This is a genomic window from Halomonas sp. AOP22-C1-8 (assembly GCF_052378905.1).
Lineage (GTDB): Bacteria > Pseudomonadota > Gammaproteobacteria > Pseudomonadales > Halomonadaceae > Vreelandella > Vreelandella citrativorans.
Map to the genome: position 1 here is coordinate 1 of NZ_JBQSYD010000004.1, position 22,403 is coordinate 22,403.

General features: G+C 51.4%; 19 protein-coding genes. 13 read left to right on the top strand and 6 right to left on the bottom strand.

Annotated elements, in window-relative coordinates; translation table 11 throughout:
* Positions 1-276 (top strand): hypothetical protein (locus tag ACT3TY_RS03175; RefSeq protein WP_444627312.1); only part of this gene is annotated, 276 nt, incomplete at its 5' end.
* Between the two features lie 1,084 nt (positions 277-1,360).
* Here ACT3TY_RS03175 and ACT3TY_RS03180 read toward each other — a convergent pair.
* From ACT3TY_RS03180 to ACT3TY_RS03195, 4 genes are all read right to left on the bottom strand, one after another.
* Complete coding sequence (locus ACT3TY_RS03180) at positions 1,361-1,819, bottom strand: very short patch repair endonuclease (RefSeq protein WP_444627313.1); 459 nt, start codon at positions 1,817-1,819, stop codon at positions 1,361-1,363.
* Positions 1,803-3,026, bottom strand: coding sequence for a type II restriction endonuclease (locus ACT3TY_RS03185; RefSeq protein WP_444627314.1), 1,224 nt, complete (start codon positions 3,024-3,026; stop codon positions 1,803-1,805). Before ACT3TY_RS03185 ends, ACT3TY_RS03180 begins: the two co-directional genes overlap by 17 nt.
* A 48-nt stretch (positions 3,027-3,074) precedes the next feature.
* A complete protein-coding gene (gene dcm / locus ACT3TY_RS03190; protein WP_444627315.1) occupies positions 3,075-4,535 on the bottom strand; it encodes a DNA (cytosine-5-)-methyltransferase in 1,461 nt (486 codons plus the stop codon).
* Between the two features lie 70 nt (positions 4,536-4,605).
* Positions 4,606-5,727: a hypothetical protein gene (locus ACT3TY_RS03195; RefSeq protein WP_444627316.1), complete on the bottom strand. Its 1,122-nt coding sequence runs from the start codon at positions 5,725-5,727 to the stop codon at positions 4,606-4,608.
* A 366-nt stretch (positions 5,728-6,093) separates the two neighbouring features.
* Here ACT3TY_RS03195 and ACT3TY_RS03200 point away from each other — a divergent pair, with 366 nt between their 5' ends.
* From ACT3TY_RS03200 to ACT3TY_RS03225, 6 genes are all read left to right on the top strand, one after another.
* Complete coding sequence (locus ACT3TY_RS03200) at positions 6,094-6,300, top strand: hypothetical protein (RefSeq protein ID WP_192526799.1); 207 nt, start codon at positions 6,094-6,096, stop codon at positions 6,298-6,300.
* Positions 6,301-6,618: 318 nt separating this feature from the next.
* Positions 6,619-9,969 carry a site-specific DNA-methyltransferase gene (locus ACT3TY_RS03205; RefSeq protein WP_444627317.1) on the top strand — a complete coding sequence of 1,117 codons (3,351 nt, stop codon included), beginning with the start codon at positions 6,619-6,621 and terminating at the stop codon, positions 9,967-9,969.
* Positions 9,956-10,549: an AAA family ATPase gene (locus ACT3TY_RS03210; protein ID WP_444621737.1), complete on the top strand. Its 594-nt coding sequence runs from the start codon at positions 9,956-9,958 to the stop codon at positions 10,547-10,549. The genes ACT3TY_RS03205 and ACT3TY_RS03210 overlap by 14 nt, the downstream gene beginning before the upstream one ends.
* Positions 10,546-10,740, top strand: coding sequence for a hypothetical protein (locus ACT3TY_RS03215; protein WP_444621738.1), 195 nt, complete (start codon positions 10,546-10,548; stop codon positions 10,738-10,740). The genes ACT3TY_RS03210 and ACT3TY_RS03215 overlap by 4 nt, the downstream gene beginning before the upstream one ends.
* Positions 10,740-14,096, top strand: coding sequence for a DEAD/DEAH box helicase family protein (locus ACT3TY_RS03220; RefSeq protein ID WP_444627318.1), 3,357 nt, complete (start codon positions 10,740-10,742; stop codon positions 14,094-14,096). The genes ACT3TY_RS03215 and ACT3TY_RS03220 overlap by 1 nt, the downstream gene beginning before the upstream one ends.
* Before the next feature lie 268 nt (positions 14,097-14,364).
* Positions 14,365-15,240 carry a pirin family protein gene (locus ACT3TY_RS03225; protein WP_444627319.1) on the top strand — a complete coding sequence of 292 codons (876 nt, stop codon included), beginning with the start codon at positions 14,365-14,367 and terminating at the stop codon, positions 15,238-15,240.
* Between the two features lie 11 nt (positions 15,241-15,251).
* On the opposite strand, the gene ACT3TY_RS03230 is transcribed toward ACT3TY_RS03225, so the two are convergent.
* Positions 15,252-15,863 (bottom strand): DNA-3-methyladenine glycosylase family protein, encoded by a 612-nt coding sequence (locus tag ACT3TY_RS03230; protein ID WP_444627320.1) that lies wholly within the window; start codon positions 15,861-15,863, stop codon positions 15,252-15,254.
* 207 nt (positions 15,864-16,070) lie between these two features.
* Between ACT3TY_RS03230 and ACT3TY_RS03235 the strand changes: the two genes are divergently transcribed.
* Together ACT3TY_RS03235 and ACT3TY_RS03240 are read left to right on the top strand one after the other, a co-directional pair.
* On the top strand, positions 16,071-17,267 hold the full coding sequence (locus ACT3TY_RS03235; protein ID WP_444627321.1) for an MFS transporter: 1,197 nt from the start codon (positions 16,071-16,073) through the stop codon (positions 17,265-17,267).
* A gap of 61 nt (positions 17,268-17,328) precedes the next feature.
* Entirely contained in the window at positions 17,329-17,586 is a 258-nt protein-coding gene (locus tag ACT3TY_RS03240) for a hypothetical protein (protein ID WP_441677696.1), read from the top strand.
* An 87-nt stretch (positions 17,587-17,673) separates the two neighbouring features.
* Here ACT3TY_RS03240 and ACT3TY_RS03245 read toward each other — a convergent pair whose 3' ends face one another.
* Positions 17,674-18,369 (bottom strand): extensin-like domain-containing protein, encoded by a 696-nt coding sequence (locus tag ACT3TY_RS03245; RefSeq protein ID WP_444627322.1) that lies wholly within the window; start codon positions 18,367-18,369, stop codon positions 17,674-17,676.
* Positions 18,370-18,552: 183 nt separating this feature from the next.
* Here ACT3TY_RS03245 and gmk point away from each other — a divergent pair, with 183 nt between their 5' ends.
* From gmk to ACT3TY_RS03265, 4 genes are all read left to right on the top strand, one after another.
* Positions 18,553-19,185 carry a guanylate kinase gene (gene gmk, locus ACT3TY_RS03250; RefSeq protein ID WP_444621743.1) on the top strand — a complete coding sequence of 211 codons (633 nt, stop codon included), beginning with the start codon at positions 18,553-18,555 and terminating at the stop codon, positions 19,183-19,185.
* 89 nt (positions 19,186-19,274) lie between these two features.
* On the top strand, positions 19,275-19,535 hold the full coding sequence (gene rpoZ, locus ACT3TY_RS03255; RefSeq protein WP_087110274.1) for a DNA-directed RNA polymerase subunit omega: 261 nt from the start codon (positions 19,275-19,277) through the stop codon (positions 19,533-19,535).
* Positions 19,536-19,561: 26 nt separating this feature from the next.
* Positions 19,562-21,697, top strand: a complete 2,136-nt coding sequence (gene spoT / locus ACT3TY_RS03260) for a bifunctional GTP diphosphokinase/guanosine-3',5'-bis pyrophosphate 3'-pyrophosphohydrolase (RefSeq protein ID WP_444627323.1) — start codon at positions 19,562-19,564, stop codon at positions 21,695-21,697.
* A 196-nt stretch (positions 21,698-21,893) separates the two neighbouring features.
* On the top strand, positions 21,894-22,283 hold the full coding sequence (locus ACT3TY_RS03265; protein ID WP_087110278.1) for a RidA family protein: 390 nt from the start codon (positions 21,894-21,896) through the stop codon (positions 22,281-22,283).
* Positions 22,284-22,403 lie beyond the last annotated feature (120 nt).

The window sequence follows — 22,403 nt, forward strand, 5'->3', positions numbered from 1 at the left end:
GTAGTCTCAATCTTAATGGTGACCTTCAACACCGCCCCTGAAGTTCTCGGCGCCGGATTTTTCGCCAAATTATTCGCAGTGGTGGTTGGCACGTTATTAGGAGCTTTGGGAGCACATATAGGCGACTTTCTTCGCCGCTTTGCAATGCCAACAGCTACATTTACTCAAGGAGGATTTTTTAGCCTAATTTTCATTCGTTTGTTTTGGATGATGGGCCCCCAACTGGTTGGACTAGTAGGCGGAAGCTTGATAGGCATCACGCTGGTACTGATGTAGATGACCTTCCAAGCGATGAGACCACTTGTTCTCCTTCTCTTGTTCACCAGCCTATTCATATTGGCTGGCTGTGCGGATAAAAATTCAAAAATTCGTGGTGAATTTTTATCCGGATGCCTTCAGGGTGGTACATCTAAATCTGTATGCAAGTGTGTATTCGGCAAACTTAAAGAGACTTACACCGATGAAGAATTTACCCAACTGGCAAGTACTTACCGTCCAGACAAAAGGTTTCTAAATACTGTCAAGCTCTTTGGAGAGCAGTGCCGAATTGATTAAATATATCCCCAATTAGCTCAATAGTTAGTCTACCTGTGCCTATACATACGCCCAGCCCCTCAAAAGGCTGGGCGTTTTGCTGTAGGGCTTATGCCGCGAGGTAACACAATGACGTTTATTTCCCATGCCATTGAAGTGGCTTTAACACGTCTGACTGAAGAGCTGATTAGCTAACCATACCCACCGCGCTGACACCGTGGTTTGCGCTCAAGGCACGTTTTATCGAGCTAGGACCTATTAAAGCCAATGAGCTAGCCCTGCATTTAGCGGAGCAATGCCGCGATCACTTCATAACGATGCCTAGCAACACGGCATCATCACCATTCCTTGTTTTAATGGAGATGCCCCATGGCATGATCCTCTAATGTGGTAAATTCTTCCTCCCGCCCGGTAAGTTCCCCCAACTAAAGCCAACGCCGCTGTCGCCGTCACGGCTGTCCCGTTGAGTCGCCCTCTACAGCAGAAAGCACCGCGATCATCCAGGTAATTGAACGAGCTGCCCTCAATCCTGATGTCGATATCGAAAAAATGGGGCGCTTACTGCAGATGTAGGAACGCGTTATGGATCGTCAGGCCATGATGGCCTATAGCGCTGCCATGGCGGCCAGTGTTCAGATTCAGAATATTGAGTGAGCGAGTTTTCATCATTAATCACTCAAGACCGCCGTAGTCAGGGACTTTGGCAGTATTAAGCGCTTTCTCAAATGGACGTTACTCGCCTCTTTTACGCGTTAGTAATGCAAAACATTGTTTGGAAGGGGCGGTGAAAGTAGACGTAACCCTCCTGTATCGAGAAAAGTCATTTTTAGTCCCTGACGCGTGGCGGCTTTTCGGGCCACTCTGAAAGGGCGATTTCGCCCTCGATAGCATCTATCACTACCTCAAATTCCTGCGGGCAGTGTTTCACGCCACACTCCCATACAACGATGACGCGCCATCCTTGAGCCTCTAGTTCGGCCTGTTTGCGTGCGTCTCTGCGTACGGTCTCGGCGAGCTTGTTCTGCCAGAACTCCTTTTGGCTGGCGGGCGTTGTCGCATAGAAGCAGCCTTCATGACGGTGCCAGAAACAGCCATTTACAAAAAGAGCGACCTGATAAACAGGAATCACAAGATCTGGCTTGCCTGGCAGGTATTTCGCATGGGCGTCAAAAGAAATATGTCGTTTCTCTAGCTCCGCCTGAACGAACCGCTCCGGGACAGTATTTTTGCCCTTGATAGAAGCCATCATTTTTGACCGGGTAGAACGATCAACAATGTCCGCCATGGTGATGCCCGCGAATAAATTCGATGAAGCTGGATAGCGTCTCGACGCTGCCTTGAGCGTAAAACGGCTGCAGCGGCGATGGAATTACCAACTGAACGCCAGCATCCCCCATTTCCGTAAGCTGATGCTCTGATATGCCGGGTTGAAGGGTCAGCAAGTGCTTTAAAGGAATACGCTGTGCTTCATTCAGAACCTGCCGCCAGCGGTCCTTGCAGGTGGTTTTGACGCCCAGCATATGAAGTTTTGAAGAAGGAAAGTCATCGTGTTGATACGCTTCACTGCCTGGAAACAGGAAGTCCGGCTTTGAGCGTTTCTCGGTTCTGGCACCGCGCTCAAACGGTAACCCGTGCTTGCCAAATATCCACTCCAAGTGGTTCTCCAAGGCGTGCCCGGCTCTGGATTTTCTTCGGTTCTGAACACTGAGAGAGAAGCTGATAAAAGCATCTACATCTTTAGACCAGCCGTTGGCATGCTCTACCAGGTGTGCACTGACAATGTGGCGCTCCAACTGCTTAAAGAGTATTTCTTCGCGCTCGATCAATGCCATCAACGTAGCGTCAGGCGCGGAGACTGGATCAATATCATGTTGCAGCGTTTCAAGCGCCAGATCTGACAGTTTTCGAGTGGTGGGAAATTTTAGGTCGAATCTTTCAAGCAGTAGATCTAGCCAACTATCCTCATCAGCACCTGCTCTTGGGACGGCTATCCCAACTTCGTCAGCAATATAGTTAAACAGTGAAACCGGAACCTCGATGCGGGTTGGGTCGACGATTTCAAGCGTCGTACCAGGCTCCTCATGCACACCAAACAGCCACAGAAGCGCTGTTCGAAGCTCACTTTCCTGGGGAGCGATAACCAGCAGCAGAGAACCATCAGGCCGGTGAGCATAAATCAGGGTGTCGCCCGCCGCCGCAGACTTCAGGGGCTCATTGCTGCTTTTATAGTACAAACGAAACTCTGCACTACGCGCCGGGTCATTCTCGCGTGCATCGTACCAGGTTAACGTCCCATTCTGAGAGAGCCTGTCGGTGTCATCATCACCCATATAGAGACATGTGCTCTCAATATAGAGCCGCTCACTTCCGAGAATTTGCCGGAGCTTCTGAACCCCTTGAAGCTCATGCTGGTTGGACTTTTTGGGGTTAACCTCAACCTCACTCAGCAGCTTTACGCCAACGCCCGTAAAGTGATTGGACAGCTTTTCCATACGTCTATGGCCCCTGATATCCTGGCGTTCAAAATCCTGGCAAACCCGTTACTGCGCGAGGGGAATCTCTATCTGTTTTTGGTCTTCTTTCGCCTTGATAGATTCAATTTTTCGGGCAGCAAGAATTCGCGATTTCATTAGCTTTGCCACTGCTTCAAACACCGGAACAACCACCGAGTTACCAAACTGCCGGTAGGCTTGGGTATCGGATACCGGGATGACGAAGTTGCTCTCACCCAGCTTATCAAAGCCCATTAATCGGGCGCACTCTTGGGGCGTCAGCCTTCTTGGCCGGTGCGTGAGGTTGTGTTCACTGTAGAAATCCAGGGTGTCATCGAATCCACGGTCTACCAAAATCTCCGAGCCATCCTTGTGATAACGGGCTGACAAGGTGCGGGCCACGTCGTGGGAGCGGGTCAAGCCAAAGCCGAATCCGTTACCCTTTTCGCGGTGCTTCTGCGCGTACTTGTAAAGGTACTCCCACAGTTTAGGCGTCAGGATGTACTTGTCATCGACGTCTTTATCCAGGAGTTCGCCAAAAGAGGGGCGCTGCTTCGGATACATATTGACGATGTCTTTTAGAGTGAAGCCGTCATGAACATCAAGGTCTCGACGAAAGCCCACAAGCACAATCCGCTCGCGATGCTGAGGAAGGAAGTGTTTGGCATCGATAACCTTGGGATCCTGGCCTTTGGGAGCGTTAACATCCGCGACTTCATAACCCAGCTCATCCAGCGTCTCACAGATCACACAGAAGGTTTTACCCTTGTCGTGGCTCTTGAGGTTTTTGACGTTTTCAAGCAGAAAAGCCGCCGGCCGCTTGGCGGCCAGAATTCGCGCAACGTCAAAAAACAGTGTTCCCTGGGCATCGCACTCAAACCCGTGTTTGAGGCCAAGAGAGTTCTTTTTTGAAACGCCTGCCAGAGAAAACGGCTGGCACGGAAAGCCTGCCAGTAATACGTCATGATCAGGAATCTGCTGATCAATGTGTTTATAGGCGGTATCTTCGTCAATATCGAGGTTCGAGCTCAGCGTGACTTCGCGGATATCTTCGTTGAAGCGATGCGTCAGCGGATCGCAGAAATGGTTCGCTTTATAAGTACGTACGGCGTACTTGTTCCACTCAGACGTAAACACACATTCGCCACCAATGGCTTCAAACCCTTTTCTTATTCCCCCAATACCGGCGAACAGGTCAATGAACCGAAAAGACGGCTTGAGATCATTGGGTTTAGGCGTTGGCAGCATGGACACCATGCGCTGGTAGGCGGCACGGGTAACTTTGGGTTCAGCCTTTCCTTTGGCCCAGCGATTAATGGTTTCTCGGCACCAGCTCCCCTTATCAACCTCGGCAAGTGCTTCAGCGATGGCTCTTTGATCGTAAATTTCCAACAGCTTGTTCAACAGAGCTCTGTCATCAAGCCTCTCATAGGGCGATAGAGAAGTACCTGCTGGTTGAGGAGCCGCGTCTGAGTCAGCAGCGTTATCAATATCGAAAAGGAGAGTCATGAGGTTCTCTGGGTCAAATGTGTGACGATCTGCCACGATTGTAGACCCATCATTCGGTATTGGCGAGGCCTTACTGCTGAAGACGGCTGTTCTTTAACATCTGATCACTGGCCGGGCGATCCACATGGCCAGTGGCAGCAAGATGAATGTTTTTGGCAATTTCTTCGACGGGATCGTCAAGCGTTCCCAGAAACTGGAACTCGGAAGGGGTAACGTAGCGCGCTTTTTGCTCATCCTTTCCGGTGAAGGATTGTTCCGCCCCCGTTGCTGATGAGCGTCTTTTCATTATCTCGCGCAAGGTCGTTTCATCCAATAACTTTGCCAATAGTACGACGTTCTTGCGATCCCCTATTCGGTTGAGTAGGTAGCCCGTGCCCAGGTTTTTGTTCCAGATCGGCTTCACCATAATCATGTGTAGCGTCTTGATGCCTCTCTGGGCCAACGCCAGCATAACTCTTAGCTGGCCGTTATTAATCCCAAAAGAGAGCTTCTCATCAGGGCCAGTAACACGCGGGAACTTGTGCTTAACTTCCAGCTGCATGAAAGTGTTATCCGGCAGCCGTGCAAGGCTGTCAATATCCCACACGCCATCGAAAAAAGGCTGTATTGCACAGTTTTTGAACAAGCGATGGAGCACGACCCGCTTGAAAAGATCATCGCTATATTGGCTGGAAATGCCCGCCCAAAACGCTTGTTGGGAGCGGTGTTCATCAATGACTGACGCCGCAGGAATCCTGAATTGAGGCACTGTTTGTCGGCGGTTCTTCAGCATAAAGGACTGAATGGGAATATGCGTTTCGCCATTCCACTCCTTGATAAAGAAGTCTCTGGCCGACTCGTTGTAATAACAATCAAACAAAAACCCCTCATGACTTCCTTTGGGCGCAAGAAGCCTGCGCAGCGCCGCCGCTGACGTACACGCTTCTGAGTGGTCCCATACCCACCAGGCATTCACAAACGTTTTCCGCGTCGAATGGCGCTGGGTTTTCACCGTGAGTGTGCGAACCAGCGAGATCGGCAATACGTCAATCCCTTGCCCGGTAAGCTTGCTGAGATACTCGTTAAACACTGACTCAATGACCAGACCTTCCAGCATCCGACTTTTGTCGGAACGGACGAGAATTTCCTTTAGCTGCTCGATGTTATCAAGTGGAATATCCTGAAGGGGCCCAAACGGGGTCAGCAAGCTCATTGCCTATCATCCTGCACTACGCGTGGAGGTTTGATACTGGCTGGGCAAGGGATAATTAGCAAGTGTTGACGTTTGGGTCAGCTTAAAAACTACTCCCAAGGTCACGGCGACTATTAAGTTGAACTGCCCGCATCGCGGCTGTTTTGTTAAAATACATCCAGTCCTATAACAGGTGCCTGATGCATCACCAGAATACTCAGTGATTCGATTCGGAGGGCCAAATCGCAGTCATGGCTATTTCATTCGCTATGTCTTGGGTGATCCCCGGCCCTTTTCGGAAAGCTGCATCGTCTGGCGGAAAGTAAGGGCATTATTTTGCTTACCAAGCCAGCACCGGGTATAACACCTAGTAGAGTAATAGAGAGAGTGATTTCCTACGTTAGAAGAGTAAAAGTCGCCCAAAAAGCACTTGAATTACTCGAACGCCAACAGTGTCGTGATCGGCAAATGATTTTCGACGTGCAAGACGAGATCGAAGAAAAACGTGATGCACTTATCGATGCTCTGGAGCGACAGATGCATCGAAAAAGCCAGACTAATCGGCTGTTCCAGATTCGCTGTGTAGGCGTTTAAGTACTCACGCGGCATTCACGGATTGACCCCAATCAACCAGCTGTTTACTCTTCTATGTGAACGCCCTCCACGCTTCTCGTCAGATCAGCGCACCATGGAGGGTTACTTTTTTGTATGGTCGATGATGGGCGCAACATTGCCCTTGGCTACACCAATCACGTCACCCGGCTATACGACACGTTATGACGTCCAACACGAAGCGCGTGCAGAGCGCTCCCCAATGATCATCGGTCTGCCCTAGCGGTTGCCCGAGCTTTTTCAATTATTCTAACTGTCGAGCTTTTCTCGTCAGTTGCACGATCTGATGGATACGAATCAATGGTTGCTACGACTGCAGACGGTCACAAGGAACGCTTTATCAAGCTGTTGCACGAGCTTTTTCAGCTCGATAAGCCAGAGTTGGATTTCGGGCTGTACCGCATCATGCATGCCAAAAGCGACCAGCTCTCCCGCTTTATCCGTGAAGACTTAGCCCAGGCGATTGAAGATGCCTTCGCCAAGCAGGGCGAGCAGCAACTATCAGCGATGCGTCATGACATTGATGAGAAGCGTAAACAAGCCGAAGAACTAGGTGCTCCAGATCCGGATAGCGCCCCTGCTGTGAAACAGGCCAGGGCGGCTTATCATGTGGCTAAACAGGAGCAGAGTGCTTCGGTAGATATCTACGACCACCTCTATCGCTTCTTCTCACGCTACTACGATAAAGGCGACTTTATGAGTCGCCGACATCACGTGGCGGAGAATGACAGCCGTGCGGCTCCCTACGCAGTGCCCTACGATGGCCGTGAGGTTTACCTCCACTGGGCCAACAAAGATCAGTACTACGTAAAATCTTCCGAAACCTTAGCCAATTTTACCTTCAACCTAAACGAAGCGTTAAAGACGCTGCAAGGCTCCGCGGCCCAAACAGGGTTAGCGTTTGATTCGACAGACGCTGCCCTCAAAGTACACTGCCGCGTGGTGGACGCCACAGAAGGTGAACATAACGATGTTAAAGAGAGCACCGAACGTTTCTTTATCATCCATCATGATGAACCCATTCGCTTGGATGGCGCTGACCTAGTGCTGCAGTTTGAATACCGCCCTGATCCAGAAAAGACCGGGCAGAGTGGCGTTTGGCAGAAAAAGCGGTTGGTGGAAGCTGAAGAGCGCATTATGGAAGCGCTGCGCGCCACTGATGGTGTCGTTGCTTACCGTGAGAACTTGGCCACCCGTGCACCCACCGACAAGCAGAAAGAGCGCACGCTGTTGGGCAAGTACTTGCAGCAGTACACGGCCCGCAACACGATGGATTACTTTATCCACAAAGACTTGGGTGGCTTCCTCTCCCGCGAGCTGGATTTCTATATTAAAAATGAAATTCTGCGGCTGGATGATATCGACGATGCGGATGTGCTCATCGTCGAGCAACAGCTTAAAAAAATTCAAGTGCTGCGTAAATTGGCTAAGGAAGTTATTGGTTTCTTAGCGCAGTTGGAGAACTTTCAGAAAAAGCTTTGGTTGAAAAAGAAGTTTATTACTGAGGTTGGCTACTGTTTTACACTTGATCTAATGGAAGCTAATATAGATCTGGCAAGTATGGCTCTTTCTAATCCACGTCAGAGGTCAGAATGGGAGAAGCTGTACTGCCTTGATATTGGTATGTTAGAGCGTGATATAAAATCACTTGGCGTCTATGAAGTGATAAAATCTAAAAAATATTGCCACTTGATGGTGGATACTAATAATTTTGATTTTCAATTTTTCTATGATATTTCTTCATTGTTAGAAAGTCCTGGCTCCAATCTCGATGGTTTAGTAGTTAATGGTGAGAACTATCAAGCTTTACAGGCTTTTAAAAATAAGTTTGAGGGTGAATTTGATAGCGTTTATATAGATCCTCCCTATAATACAGATGCAGGGCCAATTAACTATAAAAATGGTTATAGAAACTCCTCTTGGGTTTCGTTGTTACAAGATAGGCTTTTTGTATCTAAGACTCTTATGAAAGAAGACGCTATCAACTGTGTTACTATTGATGACTATCAAGTCAATGAGTTATCGATGGTGCTGGACAGTGTGTACGGGGGTGATGCTCACCTTGGAACAGCAGTTATTCGCAACAATCCTTCTGGCCGATCTACAGTAAGCGGTTTTTCTATATGCCATGAATATGCAATTTTTCATTCGAATAGCGATGGTGCTCGCCTTTCGCGCCTTCCTAGGAATGAAAAGCAATTATCTCGATTTACAGTTGAAGAAGGTAAATATGTAGATTGGCGTAATTTTAGAAAAGATGGAGGAGCTGTGACGCATCGTAAGGAGCGTCCTAAACAATTTTACCCAATTTATGTAAATCCAGAAAAAATGACACTTCGTATTCCTGATCTTCAATGGGACTCAGCCTCTAAGTCATGGATTGAGCTTGAAAGCCTTGGAGATAATGAAGTCAAAGTTTTCCCAATTGATGATAATGGTAAAGAAAGAGTGTGGAGCCTTTATCATATATCCGCTAAGGAAAAAATATTTGATCTCGAAGTAGCCCTAACAAAAGCTGGTAATATCAAAATTATGCGTCGGCATGAGCCTGATTCAGGTGTGCTTCCTCGAACATGGTGGGATGATAAGCTTTATGCAGCTAGAGAATATGGTAGTGCAACTTTAAGAAATATGTTCTCAGTAGCTGAGTTCTCTTTTGCTAAGTCTCCGCATGCAGTGAAAGATTGCCTTTGGATATCTGGTGCTGATAAGAAAAATGCTCATGTTCTTGATTATTTTTCGGGTTCTGGGACCACTGGGCATGCTGTCATTAATTTAAATAGACAAGATTCGGGTAGTCGTAAATATTGTTTGGTTGAGGTGGGGGATTATTTTGAAAGCGTTTTAAAAAGCAGATTAAAAAAAGCTGCGTATTCTGAAAAATGGAAAGATGGGCATCCACAGGAAAGTACATCAGGTGGATACTTAGGTCTTTCACATGCTTTCAAATATTTTTGTTTAGAAAGCTACGACGATGCCCTCAACAACTTAGAGCTAGATGATAATCCCCAGCGCGATGCGCTGGTTGAGCAGAACTCTGACCTGCGCCGCAACTACACTCTCAAGTATCTACTCGACGTAGAAACTCGCGGCTCGGCCAGCCTATTGAATACCGAGTGGTTCCGTGACCCTGAAAGTTACATGCTGAAAGTGAAGCAGCCCGGTAGCGATGAAAGCCGTAAAACCGCAGTGGATTTGGTTGAGACTTTTAATTGGTTGATTGGCCTGCACGTATCCCATTTGGATAAACCACGCACCTACGTAGCCCGCTTCGAGCGCGAGGCCGACCCCGAGCTGCCGGAAGACCAGAACACACGCTTGAAGGCTGTCACCCTGCGGGAAAATGAAGATGGCGCTTACTGGATTCGCCAAGTGGAAGGCCACGTGCGCCGTATCCCGGGCAGCGACGAGGACTTGGCCAAGGTGCTAGTGGTATGGCGCAAGCTAACGGACGATGCGGAAAAAGATGCTGCTGTGCTAGAGGCGTTACTCGAAAAATATAAGATCGGCACTACGGACAGCGAGTTCGACACCATCTATATCAATGGCCCCCACGGCCTGAATTTGACGGGCCGTGCCCGTGATCGTGTCCATAGCTTGGAAGAAACCTTCCATGCACGCATGTGGGAAGGGTGTGATGATGACATCTAAGCCTGCCATCCCTACGTGTTGGATCGTTGCTGGCCCCAATGGGGCTGGCAAGACCACCTTTGCCCTGCATTATTTGCCGCAGGTGGCTAAATGTGCGCGTTTTATCAATGCCGACTTAATTGCTGCCGGGCTGTCGCCTTTAGCGCCTGAGCGTGAGCTGCTGTCTGCCAGCCGTATTTTTCTCAAGGAAATCGAGGACGCGATTAATGAAGGCGAAGACTTTGCTTTTGAGACAACGCTCTCAGGGCGGGGGTATCTCAGCTTGATAAAGCGTCTGATGGGCGCGGGGTGGCGGGTCGAACTCGTCTATTTGGCGCTGCCTTCGTCCGAGATGTCACGTCTGCGTGTAGCTGAGCGTGTCTCTCACGGTGGCCACCATATTCCGCTGAAAGATATCCAGCGCCGCTTCCCCCGCAGCCTGAACAACCTATTGATGCTCTACGCGCCAAGCGTTACCCGTGCACGCTGTTTTATGAACGCGGGAGGAGCCCCTGCGCCGGTTTTTGAGCAAGCGGGTGCGCAGAGCCAGGTGCTTGATGAGCGTTACTACACTTTACTCCTTAAGGAGTCTCAGCCATGACTCAGTTGACCCCCGATACTCATGAGATGCTAGAAAGCTTGCGCTCGGCTGTTGCCGAAACGCTTGAGCGTAAACGCCGCCTTGGGCAGTATGCCGTGGTCTGGGAGAACGATAGACCAGTCCTCATGGGTGATGATGCGCCTACCCAACAGGGTGATGATCAGAATCGACAGGATCGGGAGTCGCATTAATGGCAGGTAAGCCACGCCAAGCGAAAATCAAAGTACTCAGCGCCAAGAATGACTTTCTTAAAAAACTGGTACTCAACCAGTGGGTGATGACGCGCTTTGGTATCGACCCGCTTGAGCAGTACCGTGACAAGGGCAGCCAAGTGCGCCCTATCACACTGCTGAATAAAAATCTCAAAGAGAGTCAGCCAGGATTAACCGGGGACCGGCATCATCACTATCTGCACGCGCTGCTGGGTGGCTATCAATCAAGCTGGCAATATAGCGAAGAAGATTTAAAGCGTTTTGATGCCAATATCATCGAGCACACGGATGCCTTGAATCAGCAGCGTGAGGTGGAAGTCGAGTGGAAGTACTTCCAGTGGCTGACGCTGCTATTCGTGGAAATTTACTTATTCGAATATTTTCGTGACCGTGAGGCGCTAAAAGAGAGCCTTAACACCCAGGTGGATAGGTTTAACGCTTTTTGGCAAGGACAGGGCTACCAAACGGGCATTGGCCGCTATCAGGACGAAGACCTTAATAAACTCTGCCTGCAAAATGCCACCGGTTCCGGTAAAACGCTGCTGATGCACACCAACGTGCGCCAGTTTCGCCACTATGCCCGCCAATACCAACGTATTGGCGACTATGGACAGATTATCTTAATCACCCCCAATGAACGCCTCAGCGACCAGCATTTACTTGAGTGCCGCGAGTCTAGTCTAGAGGCGGAACGTCTTAGCCAAGATGGAGGAGATCTGTTCAGCGGAGAGCGACGGTCACTCAGCCGTGTTGCCATTAGCGAAATTACCAAGCTCGGCAATGAGCAGGGCAAAAAGAAAATGGCCGTCGATAGCTTTGGTGACGGCAATTTGCTGCTGGTTGACGAAGGGCACCGTGGGTTGGGCTCTGCCAGTGAGGAGAAAGGCTGGCTTTCGCACCGTAACAAACTGGCGGGGCGTGGCTTCACCTTCGAATATTCGGCAACCTTCAAAGAAGCGGTGGTGGCCGCTGGGGATAATGGGGTTGAGGAGTCTTACGCTAAAAATATTCTCTTTGATTATGGGTACCGCTATTTCTATGAAGATGGCTACGGTAAGGATTACCGGATCTTCAATTTGCCCGAAAAAGAAACGCGGCAGCGCTACACGTACCTGACAGCGGCGCTCTTGGCTTTTTACCAGCAGCAGCGATATTTCCGCGAAGAGCACCGAGCGCTAAGCCAGTGGAACCTTGCCGTACCCCTATGGGTGTTTGTGGGTGCCAGCGTGGTGAAAGACGACGGCAAGAAAGAAAGCGCTAGCAATTACAATGAGCGTGCTTCCGATATCGCTCAGGTGTTGGGCTTTTTAGCGTGGTTTTTGGGCGAGAAAGAGCAAGCTAAGCAAGCGCTCAGTGCTGTCTATCAAGGGGATGCAGCAAGTGCGGGCCTAATTGATAAGCAAGGCAATGAAATTTTCTCTGGTAGCTTTCCGTGGCTTAAGGAACAGCAACTCACCGTTGACGCTCTCTATCGGGATATTCTTACTCATACGTTCCATGCGGCAGGTGGCGGCACGCTCAATGTTGACCGGATTACCGGTGACTCTGGCGAGCTGCTGTTGAAGGTGGGGGAAGCGGAAAAACCCTTTGGGTTGATCAATGTGGGCGACGCCTTGGGCTTGGCTGAACACCTGGAAAGCCACGATATAAAGCACCTGCAGGTTCGTAAGTCTGAACTCGCGAACCCTATTTTTGCTGAGGTTACCCGTGAAAGCTCGCCCGTTAATCTACTGATCGGCTCCAAAAAGTTTATTGAGGGGTGGAACTGCTGGCGCGTGTCCAGCATGGGGCTGATGAACACCGGCAAGAAGGAAGGCTCGCAGATTATTCAACTCTTCGGCCGTGGGGTGCGTCTTAAAGGGCGCGATATGAGCCTGATGCGTTCAAGTCGTCTTGATCCGATTCTTGCGCCCAAATACCTCTATTTGCTGGAAACGCTGAACGTGTTTGGCGTTGGCGCCGACTTTATGGCCACCTTCCGCGACTTTCTCAAAGACGAAGATTTGCCGGGTAACGATAACCCGGAAGTGCATACCCTCAAGCTCAATGTTATGGAAGACGTGGGTAAATCATTGAAGATGCTACGGCCTAAAGTGCGCCAGGATACTCGGCAGGCCTACAGCTTTCATCGTGATGGGCCATTGGTGCGTTTTGGGCATCCGGTGATTAGCAGCGATTTTTATAGCCCGCTGGGCCTAACACCGGATATCGTTCTAAAGGAGCGCCGGGTTGAACTAGATCGCTACCCTAGGGTAGATAGCATTCAAGCATCGGGTGTGAAAGAAGTCATGGCTAAGCCCGGCTTGGCGAAGCAACTGCCACGCTATTTCGATGATGACAGGCTTTTATTCATCGACATGGCCGCGCTGGCACGTGATCTGGAGCGTTATCGCCGTGCCCGTGGGTACGCTAACGTATTAATCGACGCTGAGCGTTTCCCCGAGTTATTGAAAAGCCAGATTTGGTACAGCTTGTTAGTGCCCGATGACCAATGGAAACTCCATGCAGATAACTTTCAGCGTTATCAGAGTATGGCGTTAGAGCTGCTATCGCTGCTGTTAGATCGTGTGTTCAACTATCACCGGCGTGCTTACCTAGAGCCACGCATGGAGTTGGTAGCACTTGAGGAAGCGCGCGGTAATTTGCCTAGCACCAATGAGTATCAGTTGGTGGTTGATGGCAGTGAGTTAGCGCTAATCGACGATATCAAACAAATGAAGGCGGCGATTGAGCAGCAGCAAAAAGTGGCCTATCGCTCATCCAAAGCAAACGGTGTCAGCGCCGTACAGATCGGTGCACATCTCTATAATCCGTTGTTACATCTTGGCAAAGATAGCCGGATTCGTGTTGAGCCGGTTGCTCTCAATGACAGTGAATTCCGTTTTGTAGAGGATCTCAAAGTATGGCTTAAGAGAAACCAGCAGGCCATCGCTAAGCGAGGTGAGCAGGTTTATCTGCTCAGGAACCTAGTACGGCAGGGAATAGGGTTCTTTGAAGCAGGAGGCTTTTACCCGGATTTCATCCTCTGGCATGTTAATCAGGATAGGCAGCGTATTGTCTTCGTTGACCCTCACGGCGTACGACATACTGGACCCAAAGATGAAAAGATAGAATTCTCTGAACGCATCAAGGATGTCCAGCGCCGCTTGAGGGATGAGTGTGTGGAGCTTGAAAGCTTTATTTTGGCCCCTTCCAGTACGACAAGCGCGTGGGTTAACAGTCACTGGGGTATGACTGCAGAGGAGCTCCGTGCTAAACATGTGCTGTTCATGTCTGATTCGGACTATCTGGATAGACTTATGCAAATGGTCACTGCCCCAACAGTTCCCTGTTAGCTGCACCATGCCTCTCTAACTTGGTTAATGGAAGCTGCGTGCAGGCTTAAAATTTGAATACTTTTCCTGAAACCAGTTTGAGAGTGCTCATAGCCTATGAAATTCGAGACGCAATGCGTCTCGAATTGCAAAATTAATAAGTAGCTGCGCATATCAAAGTTCTTATTCAGCCACCCATCAATTTCCTTGAACAATCCAAAGAAAACTATTCGCTCCTCATTCTTTAGCTTAGGTTTTAAGCTAAAGGTAATTTGTTAAGGAGTATTTTATGTCGGACTCATCCGTTAACTCAGTTCGCCGCGTTACCGCCCAGCACCCGGCACACCGCGATGATATTGGTGATCTGGTCACTCGGCGGCCGCTGCCTGGGCCGGGTCTTGATCAGTTGGATCCTTTTCTGTTTTTGAATCATCACGGCCCGCAGGTTTATCCGGCCAATAATCAAGGCTTGCCGTTTGGCCCGCACCCGCATCGTGGCTTTGAAACGGTGACGTTTATCCTGGAAGGCTCGCTTGCTCATGCCGATAGCGCCAAGCACCAGAGCGTGATTCATAAAGGCGGCGTGCAGTGGATGACGGCGGGCAGCGGTATTGTGCATGCGGAAATCTCGCCCGCTGAGTTTTTGCGTGAGGGTGGTCCGCTGGAAATTTTGCAGCTGTGGATCAACTTGCCTGCGCGCCTGAAAATGAGCGAACCGCGCTATGTGGGCCTTCAACAGGATTCAATCCCGGCAATTGCGCTACCAGGTGGCGGCGAAATGAACCTGATCGCCGGGGAGTGGGGCGATACAAGCGGCCCTATCGAGACGTTAACCAATGTGTTTATGTCGACGCTTAAGCTGCCTGCCGGTGTGCGCGAGCAGTTGCCCGTTGCCGCTGGGCGGCAGGTGTTTCTGTATGTGGTGAGTGGCGACGTGACGGTGAGTGGTGAATCCACCAAACCCCATCAACTGGTTGAACTGGACCGGGAGGGCGATAGCATTGTGATTGAAGCCGCAAGCAACGCTCAGCTGCTGTTTGGTCATGGCGATGTCATTGATGAGCCGGTTTACTCGCACGGGCCGTTTGTGATGAATACTCGGGAAGAGATTGTGCAGGCGGTCGAGGATTATCAGGCCGGTAAGTTTGGCGGACTGAACGCCTAAAGGCTTGATTTTTAAACTGGCTCGCCGCGATAGTAGTGCCATAAGAACAGCGACCCCACGCTGCGCCAGGGCGCCCAGTGCTGCGTAAGCTTTCGTGCCTGCTTGGGCGTGGGTTTGTCGTCTAAACCTTTTAAGCGGCCTAACGCCACGCGTAGGGCGAGGTCGTCGGCGGGGAAGATGTCGGGGCGTTTAAGCGAGAATATCAGGTAGATTTCCGCACTCCAGCACCCAAAGCCACGCAGTTGGGTAATCGTGGCAATCACTTCCTCATCGCTTAGATGCTCAAGCCCGTCGGCACTGAAGGTGCCGGCAAGCTCTGCTTCGGCAAGCCCCTTGGCGTACTCGATTTTGCGCCACGAGAGCCCGGCGTCACGCAGTGCCTGGCCCTGTGTGTCGAGGACGGCTTGGGCATGAAGCTCCGGCAGCAGGATATTCACGCGACTCATAATCGCACGAGCCGCTTCCGTGGAAAGCTGCTGGCTGACGATGGTGGAGAAGAACGTCGCAAAGCCTTTATCACGCACACGTGGCGAGGGCGCCCCTACCAATGGAAGGGCACGGGCGATATCCGTGTCGGCCCTGGCGAGCGTTTTTAGGGCCTGTTCAATGGTGTCAGGGGTCATATACGCCTTACGGATGCAGAGTGTTAAAGGTGCTTTGTGGATTAAGCCTTTAACCGCAGGCCTGCTTCAAAGCGTAGTCTGTTAAAGTGAAACACTCGCCTGCTAATATTTCATTGAGCATATTTATACTTTCGTCTAATCCTGCGATCATCGCCCCACTATACGGCCGTTTGTTAAGCAGGCGTTTGGCGCGTCTGAGGAGAAAAAATGCAAGAGTCGCCCCAAGGGCTGGCGCGTAACCCGCGTTTGGCCGAATTCGCCTTGGCGCTAGGTGGGTTTGGTATTGGCACCAGTGAATTCGTCATAATGGGCCTGATGAACCGTGTCGCGAGCGACCTGGCGGTTAGCGTGCCGCAAGTTGGCTACGCGATCAGCAGCTACGCGTTAGGCGTTGTGGTCGGGGCTCCGTTGATTTCCGCATTGGCCGCGCGCGTGCCCAAGCGGGGGTTATTAATTGCGTTGATGCTGGTGTTTGCCGTCGGCAATATTGCCAGTGCCATGGCGCCTGGGTTCTGGTCGTTCGTGGGGCTGCGCTTTGTGGCAGGTTTGCCGCATGGCGCCTACTTCGGCGTTGCGGCATTAGTTGCCGCGGGGGCGGTACCGGTTGATCAACGTGCCCGGGCCATTTCCCGTGTCATGCTGGGCTTAACCACGGCCATTTTAATCGGCGCGCCGCTGGGTACCTGGGCGGGTAACCAGTTTGGCTGGCAAATCGCGTTTTCCGGGGTAGGCGTTATCGCCTTACTGACCGCGCTATTAATTCGTATGTGGGTGCCGGTGCAGCCGTTTGATGCACTCGCAAGCCCGCTGCGTGAGCTGTCGGCACTGGCCAAGTCTCGCGTTCTGGTGACGATTGCCATTGCCTGTATCGGCTGTGGCGGTATGTTCTCTATTTTTAGTTATGTGATGCCCACTCTGACGCAACAGGCGGGCATGAGCGAGGCCTTGGGGCCGCTGGTACTAGTGATTTTCGGTGTGGGGTCGATTATTGGCAATCTGGTCGGCGGTCGCATGGCGGATAAGAACCTGATGAGGGCCATTCCAAAAATTCTGGTTTGGTGTGCCTTGATTCAAGGGCTTTATTACTTTGCTGCCAATAATGTATGGACAGGACTTCTGTGCGTTGGGCTTGTGGGTACCTGTATGGCCCTTGCCCCTTCGTTACAAACTCGCTTAATGGATGTGGCCGGGGATGCTCAAACCATGGCGGCCTCGCTTAACCATGCTGCGTTTAATGGCGCTAATGCATTAGGTGCCTGGCTTGCCGGGTTGGCAATTAGTGCGGGTTTGAACTGGTCGAGTACGGGGCTGGTGGGCACGGGCCTGGCGCTATGCGGGCTAGCGATTTTTGTGTGGGGGCGCTGGCTTGAGAAACGCACCGACAGCGTGGCTGTGGGGTTATAAAAGTGGCATAAATAGCCATTCATTCCTAGGGTATAAGGGTGCAACCCATAAGGAGGTGACTATGCATACTCAATTGATCAAGACATCGCGTGTTTTAACGTTGAGCGCTATTACCGCACTAACAATTGGTTTAGCTGGCTGCGGTACAACAACGGGTGAACGCTCCGCGAGTGGCGCTGGGGTAGGTGCCGCTGTGGGTGCGGGCGCTGCCGCTGCCACGGGTGGCAGTGTCACGGGCGGTGCCGCGCTAGGCGCAGGCGTTGGTGCCGCAACGGGTGCCCTGACCGATGAAGACGATATCAATCTAGACCGCGATTAAGCGTGAAAGCCCACTGCTCGTTCGTCATCGCTTATTTTTCTTAAGGGCCTGTTTCTCTTAAAGGATGATGTTCTTAAAGCACGGGTTTTAACGGCATAATCGGAAACCGCGCATGCCCATGTGAAAGTGATCGGCATGCGCGGCATTGTAATCAGGCCCCAATACGTTGCCAAATGTACGGCAAGCGCCATCCCGCGCTGCTCGCAAGAACTCTCCTGTTTCCCCTTCATCATCCCAGTGGTTGATCAGCGTTATACGTTGGCCGTTCTCAAACTGAAACCCGATAACATCCAGTGCTTCCGCCGTGGCATGCTCACTGCGCCGGTCGCTCTCACGATGGTAAATATTGCGGCAGGCAAAGCTGCCCACGTGATTTACCTGAGCCACGCGGCTTCCCATGATTGCTTGCGCCGCCGGCTGCAGTTCGTGACGCTCGTACATCACCCAGGCAAGCGCTAGCGGGCAGTAAGCCACAAAGCTTTGGTTAAAGCGCACGCTGCTGGCCTGCATACGTACAATATTGGTCAGTGGACAGTTTGCGGTGGGGGAGTAATCGGCAAGGGGGGTATAGCTCAGCTCGCTGTCTGGCACGGTATTCAGCGCGGCTAAACAGGCGTCTCTATTGTTGCTTAAGCGTTTGATTTTTAGCTGAGTAACGGGCGTTATCGGATCATCGATATGAAGAGGAGCCCACGGTGCCCAGTGACGAGGAGTGTCAATAATACCTTTTTGCACGGCCACACCAAGTGCAATAAGAGCCAATATAACCAGCGTGCTGCGCATCCAACCTCCTTGGGTACTTACGCAAACTCTACAGTCCGCGCAGAGGGTGTGCGATACTGCGCACCTTAAATAAGCGTGTTGCTTTGCTTGCTCCGCTAATGATCTTTTTGCTAGCTGTTTTCACTAACTGTTTTCACTAACTATTTTTACTAACCGTTTTTTCGCTAACAAGGGAAGCGCTGTATGTCCCAAGGTACGCTTTTTATTGTTTCCGCCCCGTCGGGTGCAGGCAAAACCAGTCTGGTTCGCGAGTTGATTGAAAGCCTTGATGGCATTCAGGTCTCGGTATCGCATACTACCCGCGTTAAGCGTGACGGTGAGGTGGATAGCGTTAATTACCATTTCACCACGGTGGCTGACTTTGAAGCGATGATTAAGCGTGGCGACTTTTTTGAGTATGCCAAAGTCTTCGATAATTACTATGGTACGTCGCGCGAGGCGGTTCAAACGCTGTTGAAAGCGGGCCAGGATGTTATTCTGGAAATCGACTGGCAGGGCGCGCAGCAGGTACGCGAACAAATGCCTGAGGCGGTATCCATCTTTATTCTGCCCCCATCGCTTGGCGAACTGGAACACCGCTTGGCGAATCGCGGTACGGATGAACATGCAGTGATTGCACGGCGCATGCGTGATGCGGTTAGCGAGATGTCACACTTTAATGAGTACGACTACCTGGTCATTAACGATGACTTCACCACGGCGTTTCGGGAACTGCAGTCGCTGGTGATCAGTCGCCGCTTAACGCTTACCAAGGTGAGCGAGCGCCATGCGCCACTACTGGATGCGCTCTTGTCACAGGCGCCCAGCGTCGAGTAACCTATCAGGTTCTATCACTATTCTTTTTCGCTGGGCCGGTGGCGTTATCCAACAACATCGGCCCAGCGTCGTCATTACAGGAAGGCCCCATGGCTCGCGTAACCGTTGAAGATTGTCTGGAAAATGTCGAAAACCGCTTCAAGCTGGTGATGATTTCCACCCAGCGCGCCCGCCAATTGGCACGTGGCTCGCGTGATGCCCAGCTGGCTTGGGAAAACGATAAGCCTACCGTGATGGCATTGCGTGAAATTGCGGCAGGCCTCGTGGATCACACCGTACTCGACGAACCTGTTGAAGCGCCTGTTCGCGTGCGTCCCGCCATGGCGCCCAGCGCCCAAATCGACGACTAAGGCTGAAACGAGCAGGGGCGCGGTAAATGTTCACCATTGATGACCTGGCCGATCGACTCGGCGGCTATTTACCCTCAGATGAGATCCAGCAGGTCAAGCGCGCCTTTTATTACGCCGAGCAGGCCCATGATGGCCAGCGTCGGCGCTCGGGTGAGCCCTACGTTACCCATCCGCTTGCTGTGGCCAATATTCTGGCCAATATGCACATGGACCATCAAAGCCTGATGGCCGCCATGCTGCATGATGTCATTGAAGATACCGGTGTTTCCAAAAAGGCGTTGGCTGCCCAGTTCGGCGATCCGGTGGCGGAGCTTGTCGATGGCGTTTCCAAGCTGACCCAGATCACCTTTGAAGATAAAGCCGTTGCTCAGGCGGAAAACTTCCAGAAGATGGTATTGGCGATGTCGCGGGATATTCGCGTCATTATCGTCAAGCTAGCTGACCGCCTGCATAACATGCGTACGCTTGGTGCGCTCAGGCCGGATAAAAAGCGCCGTATTGCCCGAGAAACGCTGGAAATTTACGCCCGTATTGCCGGGCGGCTAGGCATCAATACGATCCGTATTGAGCTTGAAGATCTTTCGTTTCAAGCCATCCACCCCATGCGTTCAGAGCGTATCAAGCGAGCGGTCGCCAGCGCCCGGGGGAATCGGCGTAGCGCCATGCGTGAAATCCAGTCGTCACTGCAGCAAAGCCTGGATGAAGAGGTGTTGCAGGGCACGGTTATGGGGCGGCAAAAGCACCTGCTCTCGATCTATAAAAAGATGCGCGACCAGCGTAAACCGTTTGCTGAAATCATGGACGTATTCGGGTTTCGGATCATTACCGAGGATGTCGCCAACTGCTATCGTATCCTGGGCGTGGTGCATAACCTGTATAAGCCGGTGCCGGGGCGCTTTAAAGACTATATCGCCATCCCCAAGGCCAACGGCTATCAAAGTCTTCACACTACGCTGTTTGGGCCGCGCGGCATGCCGATTGAAGTGCAGATCCGCACCCGCGAAATGGAGGCCATGGCCAATAACGGTATTGCGGCTCACTGGCTCTATAAAGCGGGGCAGACCACGCATCCGATTGCTGAAGGCAGCCATGCGCGCGCCCGGGCATGGGTGAAAGGCCTATTGGAGATGCAGCGCCACGCCGGGAACTCATTGGAGTTTATCGAACACGTCAAAAACGATCTGTTCCCCGACGATATTTACGTGTTTACCCCAAAAGGCGACATCATGGAGCTGCCCCAAGGCGCCACGGTGATCGACTTTGCCTACAGCGTGCATACCGATATCGGCAATAACTGTATTGCCTGCCGAATTGACCGTCATCTGGCGCCGCTGTCAACACGCGTGGAAAGTGGCCAAACGCTGGAAATTATCACCGCACCCGGCGCACGCCCCAACCTTGCCTGGCTTAGCTTTGTCTCGACGGCCAAAGCGCGCTCGGCTATTCGCCACGCGCTGAAGCATCAGCAGCAAACCGAAGCGATTACGCTTGGTCGGCGGCTCCTTAACAAGGCGCTGGCGCCGTTTGAAACCAGTCTGGAAGAGCTTGACGACAGCGTACTTCAGCAAGCGTTAAAAGAGCTGGAAATAGCCTCACAGGATAGCCTTCTGGAGTCGCTGGGCCTGGGCAACCGTATGGCGAATGTGGTCGCCAGGCGCTTGATAGATGTCGCTCATGATGATCTTCTCGATTCCCGTTCAGGTACCTTTGATGGCGGTAAAGCCGTGCTGATTAGCGGTAGCGAGGGCATGGTGATTAACTTTGCTCGCTGTTGCCACCCGCTTCCGGGCGACCCGGTGTTGGGTCACCTTTCCATGGGCAAAGGGCTGGTGGTGCATCGCGCCGAGTGCAGAAACCTGACAGAGCATAAAAACGACCCTGATAAGCTGTTTACGCTTGAGTGGTCTGATGCGATTGATGAAGATTTCCCGGTGGCACTGCGGATTGAAATTGAAAGCCACCGAGGCCTCGTCGCGGAGCTTGCAGGGCTGGTGACCGATGCTGATGCTAATATTGAGCGAATCGGCATTGAGGAGCGCGACGCGCGCCTCTCTACGGTTAATCTAACGCTGTCGGTCAAGGGCCGCGTTCACCTTGCACGTATTATCAAGCGCATTCGTAATTTGCCGAACGTCGTCAAAATTACCCGTATGACCAATTAAATCCATTTAAAGCGGCCTGGCCGAACTGCCATTCGGCACCGGCCACGTAACGCTATTGCGGTCATTAACCCTATTTTGGAAAAAAACAGTATCCCTTTTAAACCTTATACAAACACGCTGGTTGGATAATTAACGCTTAATAATGACTGGTACTGAATAACGACGAGTACTAAATAACTGAGGAGCGAAACACCGCATGAGCAATAAAGCCGTTATTAATACTGACAAAGCCCCTGCCGCGATTGGCCCTTACTCGCAGGCGATCAAAGCAGGTAATACGGTCTATCTCTCTGGTCAAATTCCGCTAGACCCAGCGACCATGGAATTGGTCTCCGAGGATTTCGAAGCACAGGCACGCCAGGTATTTACCAACCTGAAAGCCGTTTGCGAAGAAGCCGCAGGCTCGCTTGGCGACGTGGTGAAACTGAATTTGTACCTGGTCGACCTGGATAACTTCGCCATCGTTAACAAAGTAATGGAAGAGTTTTTCTCTACACCGTTTCCTGCCCGCGCCGCGGTGGGTGTTAAAGCGCTGCCTAAAGGCAGCCAGGTAGAAGCCGAAGCCGTAATGGTCATCGGCGACTAAACCGTTAACGACGTTTTCGCTATAAAAAACACCGGCTGAGCGTTTAGCGCCCAGTCGGTGTTTGCGTATTGATTATCTCATCTGCTATCGGCTGCTTCGCTATCTGAAGTAACGCTTTTT